The sequence below is a fragment of the Micromonospora sp. DT227 genome (assembly GCF_049841835.1).
Taxonomy (GTDB): Bacteria; Actinomycetota; Actinomycetes; order Mycobacteriales; family Micromonosporaceae; genus Micromonospora.
On sequence record NZ_JBNCLA010000002.1, the window covers coordinates 203,307 to 223,288 of the forward strand.

Below are 19,982 nucleotides of genomic sequence, written 5' to 3' on the forward strand. Positions count from 1 at the left end.
GAGGTCGCGAGTGGGCTGGCTCGACCAGGTCGAGGACCAGGTTGACGCCCTCCGACGTGCCCGGGCGTTGCAGGAGGCGAGCCGTTCCGCCGAGGCGTGCGTGCTGCTCGAACGCGTGATCCGCACCACCGACGACCCGTACGCCCGCGCCGACGCGCTCGTGCAACGCCTGTCCGCGCTGATCAATCTCGGTCGGACCGCCGAGTTCACCAGGGCCGTCGAGGACGCCTCGGCCGCCGTGCGTGACCTGGCCGAGCCCTACCTGCACGGGCACCTCAACGCGCTGGCCGCGCTCGCCGCCCACCACCAGGGCGCGCTCGACCGGTGCGTGATGCACCTGGTCCGGGCCGCCCGCGCGCTCGGCGCCGACGACACGCCGGACCGGGACACCGCCTGGGGCTGGCACGACCTGGCGATGGCGTACTCGTACCTCAGCTTCCACGGCCACGCGCTCGGCGCGATCGAACGCGCGCGCGAGGTCGGACTGGGCGCGGGCATCCCGGAGGAGACGTTCGCCGCGCCGGGGATCCGGCTGCGCAACGCGGTGGCCCTGGACCACAACGGCGACAGCGACGGCTGCCTGCGGGTGCTGCGCGACGTGGCCGGCGACCTGGCCCGGTTCCTGCGCGGCGGGCGGGCCGCCAACCTGCGGCCCAGCAGCCTCGCCGCGTACGGGTACGCCGCCGCCCGCCGGGCCGCGCTCGGCGACCGGGTGGAGTCCGCCGGGGACGCCGACCCGACCCGCCTGCTCGGCCACGGCGGGGACAGCGCCCGCGCCCGCGACCTGCGCCAGCTCGGCCAGGTCTGCCTGGCGGTCGCCGCCGGCCGGCCGATCGAGGGGGTCACCCGGCTGGACGCGATCCGGGTCTCCGACGAGACGCTCGGCGCCGCCGAACAGCCCCGGCTGCGCAGCATCGCGCTGGCCCGGGCCGGCGACCACGCCGGCGCGCACCGGGCGGACCGGCACGCGTTCCGGCTGGCCGCCCGGCGCAGCGACCGCCTGCGGGACGTCTACATCGACGGCATCGCCGCCCGGATCGACCACGAGGAGATGCGCCGCGAGGCCGCCCGGTACGAGGGCGAGGCGCTCACCGACCCGCTCACCGGCCTGCCCAACCGCCGCCGGCTGGAGCGCTACCTCGGTGCGGTGGTGTCCCGGGGCGAGCGGGTGGTGATCGGCGTCTGCGACCTCGACGGGTTCAAGGCGGTCAACACCCGGCACGGGCACCACTCCGGCGACCTGGTGCTGCAACGGGTCGCCGGCGTGATCAACCGGGTGATGCGGCGGGGCGACTTCGTGGCCCGCTACGGCGGCGACGAGTTCGTCGTGGTGCTCCCGGACACCGGCATGCCGGAGGCGGTCGAGGTGGCCCGGCGGATCGAGGCGGCCGTACGCACCGAGGACTGGGACACCCTGGTCCCGGGCACCCCGGTCGGGGTCACCATCGGGTTCGCGGAGGTCGACGGCAGCACCACGATCAGCGTCCGGGAGGCGCTGGGCGCCGCGTTCGAGCTGGCCGACCGGGAGATGCTGCGCGCGAAGGACCGCCTCCGCGCCAGCTGAGGGGTGTAAGGAAGGGCCCCGTGTTAACGCCTCCGGTATAGGCAGGGCCCCCTTTTAACAGCGCTCCCTCAGCGGCGGGACAGTTCGGTCTCGCCGGCCAGCCGGGCCGCGCGGTCCGCCTCGGTCAGCGCGTCGAGCACCCCGTCCAGCTCGCCGGCCAGCGCCAGGTCGAGGTTGTACGCGGTGTAGCCGATCCGGTGGTCGGTGATCCGGTTCTGCGGGAAGTTGTAGGTGCGGATCCGCTCCGACCGGTCCACGGTGCGGACCTGCGCCTTGCGGGCGTCCGAGGCGGCGGCGTCGGCCTGCTCCTGGGCCGCGGCGAGCAGCCGGGCGCGCAGGATCCGCATCGCCTGCTCGCGGTTCTGGAGCTGCGACTTCTCGTTCTGGCAGGACACCACGATGCCGGTCGGGACGTGGGTGATCCGGACCGCCGAGTCGGTGGTGTTGACCGACTGGCCGCCGGGCCCGGACGAGCGGAACACGTCGATCCGCAGCTCGTTCGCGTCGATGGTGACGTCCACGTCCTCCGCCTCGGGCAGCACCAGCACGCCGGCCGCGCTGGTGTGGATCCGGCCCTGCGACTCGGTCACCGGGACGCGCTGCACCCGGTGCACGCCGCCCTCCCACTTGAGCCGGGACCAGACGCCGTTGCCGCCCTCGGGCACGCCCTTGGTCTTGATCGCCAGCGAGACGTCCTTCACGCCGCCGAGGTCGGAGTCCTGGGCGTCGATCACCTCGGTGGTCCAGCCCCGGCGCTCGGCGTACCTGGTGTACATCCGCAGCAGGTCACCGGCGAACAACGCCGACTCCTCACCGCCCTCGCCGGCCTTGATCTCGACGATCACGTCCTTCGCGTCGTGCGGGTCACGCGGGATGAGCAGCTCGGCGAGCCGTTCCTCGAGCGCCGGCAGGGTCGCCGCGATGGTGTCCGCCTCGGCGGCGAACGCCGGGTCCTCGGCGGCCAGCTCGCGCGCGGCGACCAGGTCGGCACGGGCCTGCTCCAGCTCGCCGGCCGCCTTGTGCAGCGGCACCAGCTCGGCGTACCGCCGGCCGACCCGCCGGGCGGTGCCCTGGTCGGCGTGGATGGCCGGGTCGGCCAGCCGCTTCTCCAGTTCGGCGTACTCGTCGAGGAGGGCGGCCAGGCGCTCACTGCTCATGCTGCGGATGCTCCTTCAGAAGACGCCGGGCGGAAACGGACGAACGCCCGTGTCCGGCACGGGGCCGGACACGGGCGTCGTCGACGGAGCTACTTGGCCTTCTTGGCCTGAACCTTGGCGTACTTCTGCTGGAACTTCGCGACCCGACCGGCGGTGTCCAGCACGCGCTGCTTACCGGTGTAGAACGGGTGGCAGGCGCTGCAGGTCTCGACGCTGATGGCGCCGCCCTTGGCGGTGCTGCGGGTCGTGAACGTGTTGCCGCAGGAGCAGCGGACCTCGGTGGTCGCGTACTCCGGGTGGATGTTGGGCTTCATGTCGCCTCGGTCCTTTCGTGGGTGGTCGCCGGGTCGCCGTCGGTGTGCCCCGTCGTGGTGACGGGCTCGGGCGTGAACCGGAACCGGTGGCCGATTGACCAGTGTGCCATGGGCGTCGGCCGGCCGGCACAGCAGGTCCGGCAGCAGTAACGCCCGGCCACCCCTCGGCATTCCCACCCCCCGCCCCACCACTCCCCCACCCCGCCGCCCACTCCGCCGCCCACTCCGCCGCCCACCCGCCGCCCACCCGCCGCCCACCCGCCGCCCACCCGCCGCCCACCCAGTCGATCATGAGGTTGGCCGGGATTTCTGTCCGTTTTGTCGCCGCCAACTTCATGATCGACGAGACGGGAAACCCGGGCCGGGGGGGGCTCCTCCCCCAGGACGAGGAGCCCCCGCCGGGCCTCATGCGGCGGGGCGCGCCTGCGCCGCCGCGGTGGTGGTCACCGTGGCCTCGGCGCGGACGCCGTTGACGGTGACCGTGAGCAGGATCCGTGCGCCGGCACGCAGCGCGGTGAGCTGACCGGTCGACGGGTCGAACCGGGCCACGTGCCACGGGCGTACCCCGGTCGCGTCGCCGACGTGCAGGTTGGGCGAGCCCGCCCAGTCGGCGCTCACCGGCGGCCCCACCGGCACCTGCCGGCCGCCGGGCTGGGTGAGCGTGGCGACGACCGTCGCGGGGGCGCCGAGGCGCACCTGGGCCGGCGCGTCCAGCGCAAGCCGGTCGACGTGGGCGTGCGTCTCCGCGGCCACCCACTCCGGCCCCTCGGCGAGCGGGTCGCGGCGGGCCCGCTCCGCCTCCCGTGCGGTGACCGGGTCCACCCCGAATTCGGTCCAGCCGGTGAAACCGCCCAGCCCGGCCGGGGTGGACGGGTCCTTGCCCGCGTTCCCGTTGATCACGTACGGGACACCGTCCACCCGGTCGGCGTGGAACGTGCCGACGTGCCCGTTGACCATCAACGCGCCCTTGCCGGTGCGGTGCTGGAAGTCGGCCAGCCACTGCTCGACGAGCGCGGCCTCCTTCCGGTCCCCCAGTTGGCTGGCCTTGACCGGGCTCGGGTCGCGCGGCGGGTGGTGGAACAGCACCGCCACCGAGCCGACGGCGCGATCGGCAGCCGCCTCGTCAAGCGTCCGGCGCAGCAGCTCCACCTGGTCGAAGCCGCCCCCGCGCAGTGAGCCGCTGGCCGTGCTCAGGGTGAGGAACCGGGTGCCCCGGTGGTCGAAGACACGCGTGGTGTCCCCGAACACGCTGCGGAAGTTGTCGATCGGGGCGCCCATGATCTCGTGGTTGCCCGGCACGTAGTGGTAGGGCACCTCGCCGCCCAGCTCCTCGTCCAGGATCCGCTTGGCCAGCGCGAAGTCCGCCGGGTACGCGGTGTCCACGAAGTCGCCGTCGATGATCAGGAAGTCCGGCCGGGCGGCGCGGACCTCGCGCAGCGTACGGCGGGCCTGGGCGACCAACTCGCTGTCCGGGTCGGCGGCGACGAACTGGGCGTCGGAGAGCACCGCGAAGCGCCAGGGCGCGCCGTCGACGGTGCCGTCGCGCAGCACCACCCGGTCGGTGCGGTTCGGCTCCGCGGGCGCCTGCACGTCCGGCGGCACCCGGGCCACCAGGTCGTCGATCACCACCTCGCTGCGGTACTGCTTCGCCGGGTCGGTCTCGGCCACGTAGAACCGGCGCACCCGCACCGGGTACTGCACGCCGGGCGGCACCGCGAACTCGACGTACTTCCAGCCGGTCCAGTCCAGGTACGGGCCGCGCAGCACGAACTGGGTGTCCTGCGCGTCGTGCAGGTGCAGGCTCGGCCACTCGCCGGCGCCGTTCGCCTTGATCCACATGCCGAACGCCTGCGGCTGGCCGGGCACGTCGATCCAGGCCGGCGGGTCGGCGTACGCGGCCCGGGTGCCGGTGGACTGGCTGAAGTCGTACGACATCTTCAGGCCGGCGCCGGTGTGCCCGTCCGCCGGGGCGACCGCGCCGGTGGCCCGGGCCTGGCTGAACCGCCAGGACGCGGCGTCGTCGAAGCCGGCCACCGGCACGTCGGTCAGTCCGACCGTCACCGGCAGCACCGTGCGGTGCCCGCCGACCCGGGCGGTGACCAGCGCCGAGCCGGACCCGCCGAGCGCCGTCACGGACAGGTTGCCGTCGGCGGTGGGGGTGACGGAGAGCAGGTCGTGGTCGTACTCCAGCTTCAGGTCGGCCGGCTCGATCGGCGCGGTGTTGCCCTCGGCGTCGTAGCCGACCACGCCGAACAGGCCGGTGTCGCCGGCCCCGTCGAGGCCGACCCGGTCGACGGTGGCGTCGATCCGCGCCAGTGGACCGAGCACGGTCAGGTCGAGCGTGCCCCGGGCCCGCCCGCGCGCGGCGGTGACGGTGCTCCGGCCGGGGCTGCCGGCCCGGAAGATGCCGTCGCCGTCCACCCGGCCGTGGGTGGCGCGCCAGCGCGGCTCGCCGGCCGCCGGCCCGTACGTCTCGTCGTGACCGGCAGCGGTGAGCCGGCGGGTGAGGCCCGGGAAGACCCGGTCCGGCCGGCCGCCGCGGACCGGGGCGACGCCCGGCGCGGCGGTCGGGTCGCTCGCGGTCTCCAGCCAGTACCCGGTGAGCCGGCCGCTGCCCTTCGGCGCGTAGACGGCCAGCCCGTTCGGCACCGGCCGCTCGCTGCCGTCGGACGGGCTGTTCTCCACCTGGACCGCCGCCGCGCCGGGCTCCCGGGCCAGCAGCGTGGAGGAGCCGCCGCCGTCGAGGTTGAGCGCGTTCGCGGCGCCCAGCTCGACCATCATCCGGCCCATCTCGGTCTGGGTGACACCACGGCTGTCCACCTGCCGGCCGTCCACCGTCAGCATGATCATCCGACGTCCGTCGGCGGAGAAGCCGACCGACGTACGCGGAGCCAGCGACTGGTCGGCGATGCTCTGCACCACGCCGTCCCGGACCAGCACGTTCCCGCCGCCCACCGCGGCGCGCAGGTCGCCGCCGTCGGAGGCGCGCGGACGCCAGGACAGGTCCACCGCGTCGCCGGCACGCAGCCCGGCGAGCGCGTCCGCCCCGGCCTCCCGGCCGAGCAGCACCGTGCTGCCGGCGGGGATCGGTCCCTCCCCCGCCGTGGTGGCGACCGTGGCCACCCGCCCGCCGGTCACCGTCACCTCGACCACCCGCGCCGCGCCGTCCACCGCGCGCTGCCGGGGGTACGCGCCCCAGAGCGGCGTGAACACGCCCACGCCGTCGCGCTGCACCATGTTGTTGAACTGGGTCAGCGGCACCGGGCCGGCGGGCAGCGCGGCGGTGCCCTCGAAGCCGACCTCGACCACCCGGCCGAGGCCGCCGGCGCTGATGCCGACCGCGTTGGGGTGCCCGGTGACCGGCGACTGCACCAGTTCACCGGAACGGATGCCGACGCCCTGGGCGGCACCGGAGTTGTTGATGTCGAAGAAGTCGCCGTTCACGGCCGCCACGGCGCGGGACCGGTCCGCCGCCGCCCGCAGCGGCTCGTCCCGGGTGACCGCGCCGGAGTTGACGTAATCAACGGTCAGCCCGCCGGACAGGTCGGCGGTGAGCGCGTCGGCCCGCAGCCAGCCGGCGGCGTCGTACCTGTCGAAGGAGGTCAGGTCGAGACCGGGCGCGACCGGCCGGGTGGTCTTCGCGGTCTCCAGGCCACCGGCGGGTTCCACCGCGGCCAGCGTGACCGCCGACTCGGGTCGGGAGGAGGCCGCCGGCGCGTCCTCGGCCGCCGTGCCCGTGGGGGTCGCCGTGCCCGGGGCCGCCGTGGTCGACGGGGTGGCCGCCGCGGCGGACGGCATCGGCGGGGCGAGGGTGAGCAGCGGCGTCAGCAGCAGGACGCCGGCGGAACGGATGGATCGACTGCGCAATCGCATGGACGACAGTCAACCCGACCCTGAACAGAAGTTTCAATACCTCGCGGCTGAACCGTAGAAAAACTTCAGCAGGCCGGGGGTCGCCGACGCGAACGAGGGGCACGGCCGGTGGCCGTGCCCCTCGTCGTCGGTCCGTCAGGTCACTCGCCCGGAGTGGACTTCGCGATCTGCATCAGGAACTCGATGTTGGTGCGGGACTGCTTGAGCCGGTCCAGGAGCAGGTCGAGCGCGGCCTGCGAGTCCAGCGAGTGCAGCACCTTGCGGAGCTTGTGGATGATCGCCAACTCCTCCGGCGCGAGCAGGACCTCCTCCTTGCGCGTACCGGTGGGGTTGATGTCGATCGCCGGGAAGACGCGCTTGTCGGCGATCTTCCGGTCCAGCTTCAGCTCGGCGTTGCCGGTGCCCTTGAACTCCTCGAAGATGACCGTGTCCGCCATGGACCCGGTCTCCACCAGCGCCGTGGCGATGATGGTCAGCGAGCCGCCGTTCTCGATGTTGCGGGCCGCGCCGAGGAAGCGCTTCGGCGGGTAGAGCGCGGTGGAGTCGATACCACCCGACATGATCCGGCCGCTGGCCGGCGCCGCCAGGTTGTACGACCGACCCAGCCGGGTCACCGAGTCGAGCAGCACGACCACGTCGTGCCCCAGCTCGACCAGGCGCTTCGCCCGCTCGATCGCCAGCTCGGCCACCGTGGTGTGGTCCTGCGGCGGACGGTCGAACGTGGCCGCGATGACCTCGCCCTTGATCGACCGCTGCATGTCGGTGACCTCTTCGGGCCGCTCGTCCACCAGCACCACCATCAGGTGACACTCCGGGTTGTTGCGGGTGATCGCGTTCGCGATCGCCTGCAGCACCATCGTCTTGCCCGCCTTGGGCGGCGACTGGATGAGCGCCCGCTGACCCTTGCCGATCGGCATGACCAGGTCGATGACCCGGGTGGTCAGGATGTGCGGCTCGGTCTCCAGCCGCAGCCGCTCCTGCGGGTAGAGCGGGGTGAGCTTGTAGAACTCCGGCCGGCGCTTCGCCTCGTCCGGCTCCATGCCGTTGATGGTGTCCAGCCGGACCAGCGGGTTGTACTTGTCGCGCCGCTGCTCGCCGTCCCGGGCCGCCCGCACCGCGCCGGTGATGGCGTCACCGCGGCGCAGGCCGTACTTCTTGATCTGGGACATCGAGACGTACACGTCGTTCGGGCCGGCCAGGTAGCCGGTGGTCCGGACGAAGGCGTAGTTGTCGAGCACGTCGATGATGCCGGCCACCGGGACGAGCACGTCGTCCTCGCCGACCTGCGGCTCGCGGACGGCACCGCCGTCGCCGTTCTCGCCCCGCTCGCCACGGCCCCGCCGACGGTCCCGGAACCGGCTGCGCCGGCCCCGCCGGCCGCCGCCCTCGTCGTCGTCGTCGTTGTCGCGGTTGTCCCGCTCGGCGCGCTGCCCCCGGTCGTTGCGGTCACCCCGGTCGTTGCGGTCGCCCCGGTCGTTGCGATCGCTCCGCTCGGCACGCTCACCCCGGTCGTTGCGGTCGCTCCGGTCGTTGCGGTCGCCCCGATCGTTGCGGTCACCCCGCTCGGCACGCTCACCCCGGTCGGCACGCTCGTTGCGATCGCCCCGCTCGGCACGCTCACCCCGATCGTTGCGGTCGGCCCGCTCACCCCGGTCGGTGCGCTCGCCCCGGTCACGGCCCCGGCCTTCGGCACGCTCGTCGCGCTCGGCCCGCTCGCCACCGCCATCGGCACCGCGCTCGGCCCGCTCGGCACCACGCTCGGCCCGCTCGGTCCGCTCGGCACCGCGCTCGGCCCGCTCGGTCCGGTCAGCACCACGCTCGGGCCGCTCGGTCCGGTCAGCACCGCGCTCGGGCCGCTCGGTCCGCTCGCCGGTCTCGGCGGGCGCCTCCACGGCGGATGCCTCGGCCGGACGCGCCTCGGTGGCCGCGGTGGTGGCCCGGGTACGGCGGCCACGGGTGCGGCCCTCGGTCGCCTCGGCGGCCGGCGCCTTCTCGGCGGGACGACGCCCGGCCTCGGCCCGCTCCTCACGGACCTCGGCGTGCACCTCCTCGCGTGCGGGAGCCGCCGCAGCCGCAACCTCGGCCCGCGGTCGAGGGGTACCGGCGGCGGCGCCGCCCTGCCGCTCGGTGATCGCACTGATCAGCTCGCCCTTGCGCATGCGAGCCGTACCAGAGATGCCGAGCGACGCGGCCAGGCTCTGGAGCTCCGGCAGCAGCATCGCCGACAGGCCGGTACCGCTACGCCGACGGCGCGTGGGGGCGGCGGTGGTGGCATCGCCAGCGACGTTGGAAACATCCGACGTCACGTCGGTGGTGTCGCTCAATGGATTCCTTCCCTCGATAGGCCGGGGCTGCCCGGGGTCGTGGAACCAGGTGGCCGGGCGGCCTCGGTGCACCCGCCTCGCATGGACGCGTCGCGGGAGTCTGAACACAGCAGCAGGGCGGTCTCCCGACTCACCAACCTCGGTGAGCAGGTCTCGCCGTCTGCGGCGACCTGCGGAAACTGCGGTGCGGCGTGGGCCTTGGCAGGGGTGACGGGCTGACCGCCGAGAGCTTCGGGGGTGCGCCGAACCGCAGGAAGATCGCATGCTTCGCGGCTGTGCTCGGTCTAGAGGGTAATCAACTCTTCCGACCTGCGGCAACAGGGTCCCGCTCGGCGTGTCAAAGTGTACCCCGGAAAACCCGGGCTCCGCTGACATCTGTCGGCAACTCCCACCGGCGCCATTCTGTTCCCAGCTCGAAGCCCGCCGGCACGTCGGAGAGCGCCAGCACGGTCGGGCCCGCCCCACTGATCACGGCAGCCACACCCGCCGCACGCAGCGCGGCGACCAGCCGGGCGCTGGCCGGCATTCCCGGGGCGCGCTGCTCCTGGTGCAGGCGGTCGACGGTGGCCGGCAGCAGCAGCGCCGGGTCGACGGTCAGCGCGTGCACCAGCAGCGCGGCCCGGCCCGCATTGGCCGCGGCGTCGGCGTGCGGCACGGTGGCCGGCAGGGCGGCCCGGGCCGCCGCGGTCAGGCCCCGCTCGGCCGGCACGAAGACGGTGGGCCGGACGGCGGACGCCACCGGCAGCGAGACCGCCCGGGCGCCGGACGGCTCCGTCCAGGCGATCGTGAAGCCGCCGAGCAGGCACGGGGCCACGTTGTCCGGATGCCCCTCCAGCTCCGCCGCCAGGCGCAGCGCGGCCGCGTCGTCCAGCCGCTGCCCGCCGTCGACCACCAGCGCGCGGGCCGCCAGCACCCCGGCCACGATGGCCGCCGAGGACGAACCGAGACCACGGGCCTGCGGGATCCGGTTGACGCACTCCAGCGCCAGGCCGGCGGGCTGTGCGCCCAGCACGTCGAACGCGGCCCGCATGGCGGTCACCACCAGGTGCCGGTCGTCCGCCGGCAGCTCACCGGCGCCCTCGCCGGTGACCGCCACCCGGACGCCGCCGCCGGTCACCTCGGCCGTCACGTCGTCGTGCCGGCCGAGGGCCAGCCCGAGCGCGTCGAAACCGGGGCCGAGATTGGCGCTGGTCGCGGGCACCCGGACCCGGACCGGACCGGAGGCGAAAGTCGTCGGCACCGGCTCATGCTAGGGCCTGGCACCGACACCGCGACGGACCGCCCGCAGCGTGGGACCGCCGGACGGACCGCCCGTCCCGCCGCACCCGCTCGCCGCCGCACCACGACCGGAGCACGCCGGCCAGCAGCACCCCGGTCAACCGGCCGGCGGCTGCGCCGGATCGGTGAGCGACAGGCGCCGGGTGGCGAACCGCCAGCCGATCGCGTAGACCACGGTGACCAGGCCGCAGCCGGCCAGCACGGTGCGCTCGTCCACCCGGTCCACCACCAGCGCCACCACCAGCTGGCTGAGCGCGATGGCCAGCGTGGCGAGCATCATGTCGGTGGCGAAGACCCGGCCGCGCAGCCGGTCCGGCACCTCGCCCTGGAGCGCGTAGTTGGACAGCACCCAGTTGCTGCCGCCCCCGAGGTGGGCCAGGAAGACCAGCACCAGCACCAGCGGGAACCAGGACACCGCCGAGGCCCCCAGGTAGGCCAGGCCGTACGTCGACATGGACAGCGCCAGGCCGGTGAGCAGCCAGGCCCGGTTGCTGAGCACCCGGCGCATCAGGATCGGGCCGACCAGCGCGCCGGCGCCCCGGGCGGCGAACAGCAGACCGGCGCCGACCGCCCCGACCCCGTACACGCCGGCCAGCAGCGGGAAGACGGTCAGCACGCCGTTGCCCAGGCCGACCGCCGACTTCACCGTCACCAGCGCGAGCACGCGCGGCCGGCGGGCGATGTAGCCGAGCGCCTCGCGGATCGCCGCCGCGGGGCGCGGCACGACCGCCGCCGGGTCCCGGGGCGCCTGGAGGGGCCGCCGGATCAGCGCGGCCAGCGCCGCCGCCCCGGCCAGGCCCGCCGCGGCCACCCAGAAGCAGGCGTACGGGCCGGCGGCGGCGCTCAGGATGCCGCCGAGCGAGGCGCCGACCACCGCCATCGTGCCCCAGGCCGAGCCGGCGACCGCGTTGGCCGCCGCCAGGTCCACCGGATCGACCACGTTGGGCAGCGCGGCCTGGGCGGCCGGCGAGTAGAACGCCTTCGCCACGGCCACGACCGCGATGGCCAGCAGCGCCAGCCAGGCGGTCCCGGCGCCGCGCACACCGAGCAGCAGCAGGATGCCGGCGAACGCGGCCACATTGGCCGCCATCATCACCTTGCGGCGGTCGAACCGGTCGGCGACGGTGCCCGCGTACGGGAGCAGCAGGGCGGTGGTGCCGGTGTCCACGGCCAGCACCAGCGCGCCCCAGATCCCGCTGCCGGTCAGCTCCGGCAGCAGCACGAGCAGCGGCACCATGACGAACCAGTCGGCGCCGAAGACCACCAGCTCGGCGAGGAACAGGTTGCGGAAGTCGCGGTTGCGGACGAGGACCGAGAGGGTGGGTGACACGCCGGCACCCTATCGGGCGGCTCCCGGGGCGGCGGTGCGACGCAGCAGGTCGGAGACGGTGACGAACGCGAAGCCCCGGGCGCGCAGCCCGGCGATCAGGTCGGGCAGGCCGCGGAGCGCGACCAGCCGCCGCTCGTCGCCGACGTCGTGGCCGAGCAGGATGGTGCCGGGCCGCACGTCGGCCACGATGCGCCGGGCGTGTCCGCCCGGGTCGTGCGGGAACTCGCTCTCCACCATCTGGAGTGTCCAGAGCACCAGCCGGTAGTCCAGTTGGGCCGCCGCGTACAGCACCGCCCCGCCCAGGTGCCCCCAGGGCGGGCGGAGCAGCCGGGGCGCCGTGCCGGTGGCCGCGGTGATCGCGTCGTGGCTGCGGCGCAGGTCGTCGTGGACCGTCGCGGCGTCCATCCGGGCCAGGTCGTGGTGCGCCCAACTGTGGTTGCCCACCTCGTGGCCGCCCATCCGGCCGCGCACCAGCGCGGCGTGCCGGCGGGCCCGCTCACCGACCAGGAAGAACGTGGCCGGCACCCGGTGCTCGGCCAGGGTGTCCAGCACCATCGGCGTCCACTGTGGCCGCGGCCCGTCGTCGAACGTCAGCGCCACCAGTGGCTCATCGGTGCGGACACCCCACACCACCTGCACGCCGCCCCCGCCGACGTCCTGGCGGCGGTTGCCGAGCGTGGCGCTGGCCGGGCCGCCGGCCAGCGGCAGCCGGCGGTCGGCCACCCACGTGCTCTCCACTGTCGCGGCGGAACCCAGCGCGGCGCCGCCGAGCAGCAGCGCCGACCGGCGCAGCAGCGCTCGGCGACCCCACCGGCCTCTGCCGTCCGCCATCGCGCCCCCGCACCCAAAGTAGGCACCAGCTCACCGAGCGTACCGCTCCGCGAGGCCTTACCGGGGGAGGTGTTAGGCGGGGGCCCCGCTTATGCAGAAAGCGTTAAGCGGGGCCCCCGCCTTTCACTCGGTCGGGGGAAGAGGGGAACGGCGGCTCTTCGGCAGCCGGAGCACCTCGAACTGGTCCGTGCCGTCGACCAGCGCCCCGGACGGGCGCGCCGGCGGCTCGGGCGGCGCGACCGGCCCCTCGCCGCCGCCCACGGTCACCGGCGTCGGGACCTCGGCCCGCTCGACCGGCGCGGCCGGGCCGGTCGGCCCCGGCACGCCCCGGCGGCGGTCCCGGCGGCCCCGGAACGAGCCCTTGGTGCGCTCGACCATGGTGTAGAGCGTCGGCACCAGGACCAGCGTCAGCAGCGTCGAGCTGAGCAGACCGCCGATCACCACGATCGCCAGCGGCTTCGAGATGAACCCGCCCTCACCGGTCAGCCCGAACGCCATCGGCAGCAGCGCGAACACGGTGGCGACCGCAGTCATCAGAATCGGTCGCAGCCGGCGCCGGCCGCCCTCGACCACCGCCTCGGTGACGCCCATGCCCTGTGCCCGGTACTGGTTGATCAGGTCGAGCAGCACGATCGCGTTGGTCACCACGATGCCGACCAGCATGAGCACGCCGATCAGCGCCGGCACGCCCAGCGGCGTCCCGGTGGCGAGCAGCAGCGCGATCGCGCCGGTCGCCGCGAACGGTACCGAGATCAGCAGGATCAGCGCCTGGGTCAGGCTGCGGAACGTGGCCACCATGATCAGGAAGACGATCGCGATGGCGGCCAGCACCGCCAGGCCGAGGTCCGCGAACGCGTCCGCCTGGTCGGCGCTCACCCCGCCGATGACGTACGTGGCACCCGGCACGTCCAGCGCGTCCAGCTTCTTCTGGAGCTCAGCCGTGGTGGCGCCCAGGTTCGAGCCGGTGGCCGTGCCGGTCACCGAGACGCTGCGCTCGCCGTCGATCCGGGTCACCTGCTGCGGCCCGTCGACCTGGTTGACGTCGGCGATCGCGTCCAACGTCACCGGCCCCACCCGCAGCGCCCGCAGCTCCGCCACGCTCAGCGGCGGCTTCGCCCCGCTGCTCAGCACCACGTCCTGCGCCGCGCCGTCCAGCGTGACCTGGCCCAGCGGCGCCCCCCGGTACGTCTGCGCGACGAGCTGCCCGACGGCCGCCTCGGTGAGACCCGCGCGGGCCGCGGCGACCCGGTCCACGGTCACCTCGACCCGGGGCACCCGGGTGGCCAGGCCGCTGGTGACGTCCTCGACGCCGGAGGTGCCGGCCATCGCGGCCCGGACCTCCTCCGCCGCCCGGGTCAGCGTCTCCTGGTCGGCGGCCTGCACCACCACCTCGACCTGGTTGGCCGAGGCGTCCTGCCCGCCGCCGAAGGTCAGCTCGCCGACCTCCGGGCCGAGCGCGTCGAACTCCTTGCGCAGCGTCTCCCGCACCGCCTTGGCGTCGGTGTCGTCGGAGAGCGCCAGCGACCAGGAGGCCCGGTCGCTGCCGCCGCCCCCGGCGAACGGGTTGTCCCCGCCACCGGCGCTGACCTGGTAGGTCTCCACGCCCGGCGTACGCTTCAGCACCTCCTCGACGCGGGCGGCGGCCCGGTCGGTGCCGGTGAGCCCGGTGCCGGCCGGCATCTCCTGCCGGATGGCCAGGGTGTCCTGGCCGGAGTCGTCCAGGAAGTTGGTCTCCAGCTTCTGCGCCAGGCCGAACGTGCCCAGCAGCACCAGCAGGCCGAGCGCCACGGTGGCCCACCGGCTCTTCCGCGACCGGGTGGCGAAGCCGATCACCGGCAGGTACGCCCGCTGGAGCGGGCTGCGCAGCTCCTTCTCCTCGGCGGCGCGACGGGCGGCCTCGTCGTCCACGCCGCGGCGCGGCCGGAGGAACCAGTACGCCAGCACCGGGATCACGGTCAGCGACACCAGCAGCGAGGCGAGCAGGGCCACCGTCACGGTGATCGCGAACGGCGCGAAGAGCTGCCCGACGAAGCCGCCGACCAGGGCGATCGGCGCGAAGACGGCGACCGTGGTCAGCGTGGAGGCGGTGACCGCGCCGGCCACCTCGCGGACCGCGGCCAGGATCGCGTCGCGTTTCTCCTCGCCGTACTCCAGGTGCCGTTTGATGTTCTCCAGCACCACGATGGAGTCGTCCACCACCCGGCCGACCGCGATGGTCAACGCGCCCAGCGTGAGCAGGTTCAGCGAGTAGTCGCCGGCCCAGAGCACGAGCAGCGCGACAAGCACCGACAGCGGGATGGAGACCGCGGTGACCACGGTGGACCGGATGGAGAGCAGGAACACCAGGATCACCACCACGGCCATCAGCAGGCCGAGCAGGCCCTCGGTGGTGAGACTCTCGATGGACCGCTCGACGAACGGGGCCTGGTCGAAGACCACGGTCAGCTCCGCGCCGGAGGCGGTCTGCAACTCGGCCAGCCGGTCACGGATGTCGTGCGAGATGCCGACCGCGTTGCCGTCCGGGCTGGCGGTCACCGCGATGCCCAGGCTCGGCTTGCCGTTCGTGCGGGTGAACGACGTCGCCGGGGCGAGCTGCTGCTCCACCCTCGCCACGTCACCGAGGCGCACCTGCGCGGCCGGCGCGGTGGTGAGCACGATGCCCCGCAGGTCGTCCACCGTGCGAATCGGCGTGCCGACCTGCACCGGCAGCGACCGGTCGCCGTCGGCCAGCGCGCCGGCCGGCACCGCCACGCCGTTCGACTTGAGCGCCGACGCGATGGCGGCCGGGGCCACCCGGGCGGCGGCCAGCTTCGCCGGGTCGGGCGTGATCGCCACCACCTGGTCGCGGGCGCCGGTGACGTCCACCGACCGGACGCCGTCCAGCCCCTCCAGCTCCGGCACCACGGTGGCGCGCAGCTTCTCGGCCAGCGCCCGCTCGTCGCCGTCGCCGGTCGCGGCGACCACCACCGCGGGCAGGTCGTCGGTGCTGCCGGCGATCACCTGCGGGTCGACGCCCTCCGGGAGCCGGGCCCGGTTGATCGCGGTCTCCATCTTGTTGACCACATCGTCCAGGTCGGTGCCGAACTCGTACTGCACCTGGACGGTGGCCGCGCCCTCGCGCGAGGTGGAGGTGACCTTCTCCAGCCCCGGGATGCCCTGGAGGCTGTTCTCGATCGGCTCGGCGACCTGGGACTCGACGATCTCGGGGGCGGCGCCCGGGTACGGCGCCACGATGAACGCCGCCGGGAATTCCAGCGAGGGCAGCAGCTGCTGCTTCAGCGACGGCACGGCGAACAAGCCGAACGCCGCGGTCACCAACGCGATCAGGGCGATCAGGCCCCGGTTGGCAAGACTGAATCTGGCGAGCAACGACATGGGCGTTGGTCACTCCTGGGAAGGGGTCTGCGGGGTGCCCTGAGTCTGCCGCACCCGGTCCCGCTCCCCGCCTGCGGGGCGGGGGGTTCAGGCCAGGTCGAGGGAGCGGGCGGCGGCGAGGGCGTCGTTGGCGATGGTCACCGGCGCCGGGGCGGTCGAGATGGCCCACTCCGGGTCCTTCAGACCGTGGCCGGTGACCGTGCACACCACCCGCGACCCGGCCGGCACCTGGCCGGCGGCGGCCTGCTGGAGCAGGCCGGCCACGCTGGCCGCGCTGCCCAGCTCGACGAAGACGCCCACCTCGCGGGCCAGCAGGCGGTACGCCGAGAGGATCTCCCGGTCGGTGACCGAGGAGATCAGCCCACCGGAGGCGTCCCGCGCGTCGACCGCCTTCGTCCAGCTCGCCGGGTTGCCGATCCGGATGGCGGTGGCGATGGTCGACGGCTCGGGCACCATCTGGCCGGTGACGATCGGGGCCGCGCCGGCCGCCTGGAAGCCGAACATCCGGGGGGCCTTCGTGGCGTTGCCGTCGTGCAGGTCCTCGGAGTAGCCCATCCAGTAGGCGGTGATGTTGCCGGCGTTGCCGACCGGCAGGCAGTGGATGTCAGGCGCGTCGCCGAGCGCCTCGACGATCTCGAAGGCGGCCGTCTTCTGGCCGTGCAGCCGGTACACGTTCACGGAGTTGACAAGCGCGACCGGGTAGTCCTGGGCGAGCTTGCCGGCCAGCGCCAGGCAGTCGTCGAAGTTGCCCTGCACCTGGAGCAGCTTCGCGCCGTGCACCAGCGCCTGGGCCAGCTTGCCCAGCGCGATCTTGCCCTGCGGCACCAGCACCGCGCAGGTGATCCCGGCGCGGGCCGCGTACGCGGCGGCCGACGCGCTGGTGTTGCCGGTGGAGGCGCAGATGATCGCCTTGTCGCCGCCCTCGACCGCCTTGGAGACGGCGAGCGTCATGCCCCGGTCCTTGAACGAGCCGGTCGGGTTCGCGCCCTCGACCTTGAGCCACACGTCCGCGCCGACCCGGGCGGAGAGCACCGGGGCCGGCAGCAGCGGCGTGTTCCCCTCGTGCAGCGTGACGACCGGAGTGGCGTCGGTGATCGGCAGCCGGTTCCGGTACGCCTCGATCAGCCCTCGCCACATGTCGCGCTCCTCGCCTCTCCCGCCCCGGTCCGGGGCCCGTCTCAAGCGTGGACCAGCCTGCCCGACCGGTCACCGGCACACTCCGACCTAACCATCAGGCGGGACGCCGGGGTTACGCGCCGCCCTCGACCCGCAGCACGCTGGTGACCGACCGGACGGTGTCCAGCCCGCGCAGCTCGCGCACGGTGGCCGCGAGCGCGGCGTCCGGTGCGACGTGGGTGACGATGACCAGCTCGGCGTCGCCGCCGGCGGGGCCCTGCCGGACGGTGGCGATCGAGACCTCGTGCCGGGCGAACACCCCGGCCACCGACGCCAGCACACCCGGCCGGTCGGCCACGTCGAGGCTGATGTGGTAGCGGGTGAGCGCCTCCCCCATCGGCCGCACCGGCAGGTCCGCATAGGCCGACTCGCTGGCCGCGTGCACGCCGGCGAGGCGGTTGCGGGCCACCGCCACCACGTCGCCGAGGACCGCGCTGGCGGTCGGCGCCCCGCCCGCGCCCCGGCCGTAGAACATGAGCTGCCCGGCGGCGTCCGCCTCGACGAAGACCGCGTTGAACGCGTCGCCGACGCCGGCGAGCGGATGGCTCAGCGGGATCATCGCCGGGTGCACCCGGACGTTGACGGTCTCGTGGCCGGCCGCGTCGGCACCCCGGGCCGCGATGCAGAGCAGCTTGATCGTGCAGCCCATGGCCTTGGCGCTGGCCACGTCCGCGGCGGTCACCTCGGTGATGCCCTCGCGGTGCACGTCGGCGGCGGTGACCCGGGTGTGGAACGCCAGCGAGGCGAGGATGGCGGCCTTGGCGGCGGCGTCGAAGCCCTCCACGTCGGCCGTCGGGTCGGCTTCCGCGTACCCCAGCTCGGTGGCCTCCTCCAGCGCCTCGGCGAACCCGGCGCCGGTGGCGTCCATGGCGGAGAGGATGAAGTTGGTGGTGCCGTTCACGATGCCGGTGACCCGGGTGATCCGGTCGCCGTGCAGCGACTCGCGCAGCGGGCGCAGCAGCGGGATGGCCCCGGCGACGCTGGCCTCGTAGTAGAGGTCGGCGCCGCCCTCGGCCGCCGCGTCGTGCAGCGTGGCGCCGTCCTCGGCGAGCAGCGCCTTGTTGGCGGTGACCACGCTCTTGCCGGCGCGCAGCGCCTCGACCAGCCAGCCGCGGGCCGGCTCGATGCCGCCGACGACCTCGATCACCACGTCCACGTCGTCGCGCTTGATCAACCCCAGCGCGTCGGTGGTGAACAACGCCGGGTCGACCGGCAGGTCGCCGCGGTCGCGGCCGAGCCGGCGGACGGCGATGCCGGCGATCTCCAGCGGGGCGCCGATCCGGGCGGCGAGGTCGGCCGACTGCGCGTGCAGCAGGCGTACGACGTCACTGCCGACCGTGCCGCAGCCGAGCAACGCCAAGCGAACCGGTGAGGTCATCCCACATCCAATGCGAGCAGGTCGTCTTCGGTCTCCCGCCGAACGATCACCCGGGCGTGACCGTCACGCACGGCGACGACCGGGGGCCTCGGCACATGGTTGTAGTTGCTGGCCATGCTCCGGCAGTAGGCCCCCGTGCCGGGCACCGCGAGAAGATCTCCGGGCTGCACGTCGGCGGGCAGGAATTCATCCTTCACCACGATGTCCCCGGACTCACAGTGCTTTCCCACCACGCGGGCGAGCATCGGCACCGTGGAAGACGCGCGGTTCGCCAGCGTCGCCGAGTACGACGCGTCGTAGAGCGCGGTGCGGATGTTGTCGCTCATCCCCCCGTCCACGCTCACGTACGTCCGCAGGCCGTCCACGTCCTTCACCGTGCCCACCTCGTAGAGCGTGAACACGGCCGGGCCGACGATGGCGCGGCCCGGCTCGACCGAGAGGTGCGGCACGGCGAGGTTCTCCGCCGCGCACTCGCCGTCGACGATCTTGCGGAGCCGCTTGGCCAGCTCGTGCGGGGACGCCGGGTCGTCCTGCGTGGTGTACGCGATGCCGAAGCCGCCGCCCAGGTCCAGCTCGGGCAGCTCCACGCCGCGGGCGTCGCGGATCTGCGCCTGGAGGGCGAGCACCCGGCGGGCGGAGACCTCGAAGCCGCTGGCGTCGAAGATCTGCGAGCCGATGTGCGAGTGCAGCCCACGCAGCTCCAGCACGTCCTCGTCGAGGATCCGGAACGCGGCCGTCGCGGCGGCGCCGCCGGCGAGGGAGAAGCCGAACTTCTGGTCCTCGTGCGCGGTGGCGATGAACTCGTGGGTGTGCGCCTCCACACCGACGGTGACCCGCAGCAGCACCCGGGGGCGGACCCCACGCTCGCGGGCCAGCGCGGTGAGCCGGTCGATCTCGGTGAACGAGTCGACGATGATCCGGCCCACGCCGGTGTCCACCGCCCGGGTCAGCTCGGCCACCGACTTGTTGTTGCCGTGGAAGCCGATCCGTTCCGGCGGCATCCCGGCCGAGAGCGCGGTGGCCAGCTCACCGCCGGTGCAGACGTCGAGGAACAGGCCCTCCTCGGCGATCATGCGGACCACCGCGCGGCAGAGGAACGCCTTGCCGGCGTAGTAGACGTCCGCGTCCGGGAAGGCGGCCCGGAACTCGCGGCAGCGTCCGCGCAGGTCGTCCTCGTCCAGCACGTACGCCGCGGTGCCGAACTCGGCGGCCACGTCGCGGACGTCCAGGCCGGCGACGGTCAGCGCGCCGGCCGGGCCGCGCGCCACGTGGCGCGGCCAGAGCTGCGGCACCAGGGCGTTGACGTCGACCGGGGTACGCAGCCAGGCGGGACCCCGGTTGCCGATGTCGCCGTGCAGGGCGCCGGCCTCATGCGCGCGCAC

The 19,982-nt window shown here is 74.2% G+C and carries 12 protein-coding genes; 1 reads left to right on the forward strand and 11 read right to left on the reverse strand.

Annotation, left to right across the window (positions count from 1 at the left end; translation table 11 throughout):
• Positions 1 to 10: 10 nt before the first annotated feature.
• Positions 11 to 1,564, forward strand: coding sequence for a diguanylate cyclase domain-containing protein (locus ACLQ2W_RS09925; RefSeq protein WP_425786166.1), 1,554 nt, complete (start codon positions 11 to 13; stop codon positions 1,562 to 1,564).
• 68 nt (positions 1,565 to 1,632) lie between these two features.
• Here the strand turns inward: ACLQ2W_RS09925 and prfA are convergent, their stop codons facing one another.
• From prfA to lysA, 11 genes are all read right to left on the reverse strand, one after another.
• Complete coding sequence (prfA, locus tag ACLQ2W_RS09930; protein WP_281937625.1) at positions 1,633 to 2,721, reverse strand: peptide chain release factor 1; 1,089 nt, start codon at positions 2,719 to 2,721, stop codon at positions 1,633 to 1,635.
• Positions 2,722 to 2,810: 89 nt separating this feature from the next.
• Positions 2,811 to 3,035: a 50S ribosomal protein L31 gene (gene rpmE, locus ACLQ2W_RS09935; protein ID WP_073828674.1), complete on the reverse strand. Its 225-nt coding sequence runs from the start codon at positions 3,033 to 3,035 to the stop codon at positions 2,811 to 2,813.
• A gap of 405 nt (positions 3,036 to 3,440) precedes the next feature.
• The gene (locus ACLQ2W_RS09940) at positions 3,441 to 6,908 is read right to left on the reverse strand and encodes a phosphodiester glycosidase family protein (RefSeq protein WP_425786167.1); all 3,468 of its coding nucleotides are present in this window, start codon (positions 6,906 to 6,908) and stop codon (positions 3,441 to 3,443) included.
• A 140-nt stretch (positions 6,909 to 7,048) separates the two neighbouring features.
• Complete coding sequence (gene rho / locus ACLQ2W_RS09945) at positions 7,049 to 9,232, reverse strand: transcription termination factor Rho (protein ID WP_425786168.1); 2,184 nt, start codon at positions 9,230 to 9,232, stop codon at positions 7,049 to 7,051.
• 337 nt (positions 9,233 to 9,569) lie between these two features.
• Positions 9,570 to 10,472, reverse strand: coding sequence for a homoserine kinase (gene thrB / locus ACLQ2W_RS09950; RefSeq protein ID WP_405091001.1), 903 nt, complete (start codon positions 10,470 to 10,472; stop codon positions 9,570 to 9,572).
• A gap of 135 nt (positions 10,473 to 10,607) precedes the next feature.
• Positions 10,608 to 11,840: an MFS transporter gene (locus ACLQ2W_RS09955; RefSeq protein WP_425786169.1), complete on the reverse strand. Its 1,233-nt coding sequence runs from the start codon at positions 11,838 to 11,840 to the stop codon at positions 10,608 to 10,610.
• 9 nt (positions 11,841 to 11,849) lie between these two features.
• On the reverse strand, positions 11,850 to 12,671 hold the full coding sequence (locus ACLQ2W_RS09960) for a polysaccharide deacetylase family protein (protein ID WP_425786170.1): 822 nt from the start codon (positions 12,669 to 12,671) through the stop codon (positions 11,850 to 11,852).
• 123 nt (positions 12,672 to 12,794) lie between these two features.
• Positions 12,795 to 16,046: an efflux RND transporter permease subunit gene (locus tag ACLQ2W_RS09965; protein WP_425786171.1), complete on the reverse strand. Its 3,252-nt coding sequence runs from the start codon at positions 16,044 to 16,046 to the stop codon at positions 12,795 to 12,797.
• An 87-nt stretch (positions 16,047 to 16,133) separates the two neighbouring features.
• The gene (thrC, locus tag ACLQ2W_RS09970; RefSeq protein WP_425786172.1) at positions 16,134 to 17,183 is read right to left on the reverse strand and encodes a threonine synthase; all 1,050 of its coding nucleotides are present in this window, start codon (positions 17,181 to 17,183) and stop codon (positions 16,134 to 16,136) included.
• Between the two features lie 112 nt (positions 17,184 to 17,295).
• Positions 17,296 to 18,600, reverse strand: a complete 1,305-nt coding sequence (locus ACLQ2W_RS09975) for a homoserine dehydrogenase (RefSeq protein WP_405091006.1) — start codon at positions 18,598 to 18,600, stop codon at positions 17,296 to 17,298.
• A complete protein-coding gene (gene lysA, locus ACLQ2W_RS09980; RefSeq protein ID WP_425786173.1) occupies positions 18,597 to 19,982 on the reverse strand; it encodes a diaminopimelate decarboxylase in 1,386 nt (461 codons plus the stop codon). Before lysA ends, ACLQ2W_RS09975 begins: the two co-directional genes overlap by 4 nt.

Excerpts from the sequence above, each read along its gene's own strand:
- prfA (WP_281937625.1), bottom strand. The coding sequence starts at position 2,721 with ATGAGCAGTGAGCGCCTGGCCGCCCTCCTCGACGAGTACGCCGAACTG.
- rpmE (WP_073828674.1), bottom strand. The coding sequence starts at position 3,035 with ATGAAGCCCAACATCCACCCGGAGTACGCGACCACCGAGGTCCGCTGC.
- ACLQ2W_RS09940 (WP_425786167.1), bottom strand. The coding sequence starts at position 6,908 with ATGCGATTGCGCAGTCGATCCATCCGTTCCGCCGGCGTCCTGCTGCTG.
- ACLQ2W_RS09960 (WP_425786170.1), bottom strand. The coding sequence starts at position 12,671 with ATGGCGGACGGCAGAGGCCGGTGGGGTCGCCGAGCGCTGCTGCGCCGG.
- ACLQ2W_RS09965 (WP_425786171.1), bottom strand. The coding sequence starts at position 16,046 with ATGTCGTTGCTCGCCAGATTCAGTCTTGCCAACCGGGGCCTGATCGCC.
- thrC (WP_425786172.1), bottom strand. The coding sequence starts at position 17,183 with ATGTGGCGAGGGCTGATCGAGGCGTACCGGAACCGGCTGCCGATCACC.
- ACLQ2W_RS09975 (WP_405091006.1), bottom strand. The coding sequence starts at position 18,600 with ATGACCTCACCGGTTCGCTTGGCGTTGCTCGGCTGCGGCACGGTCGGC.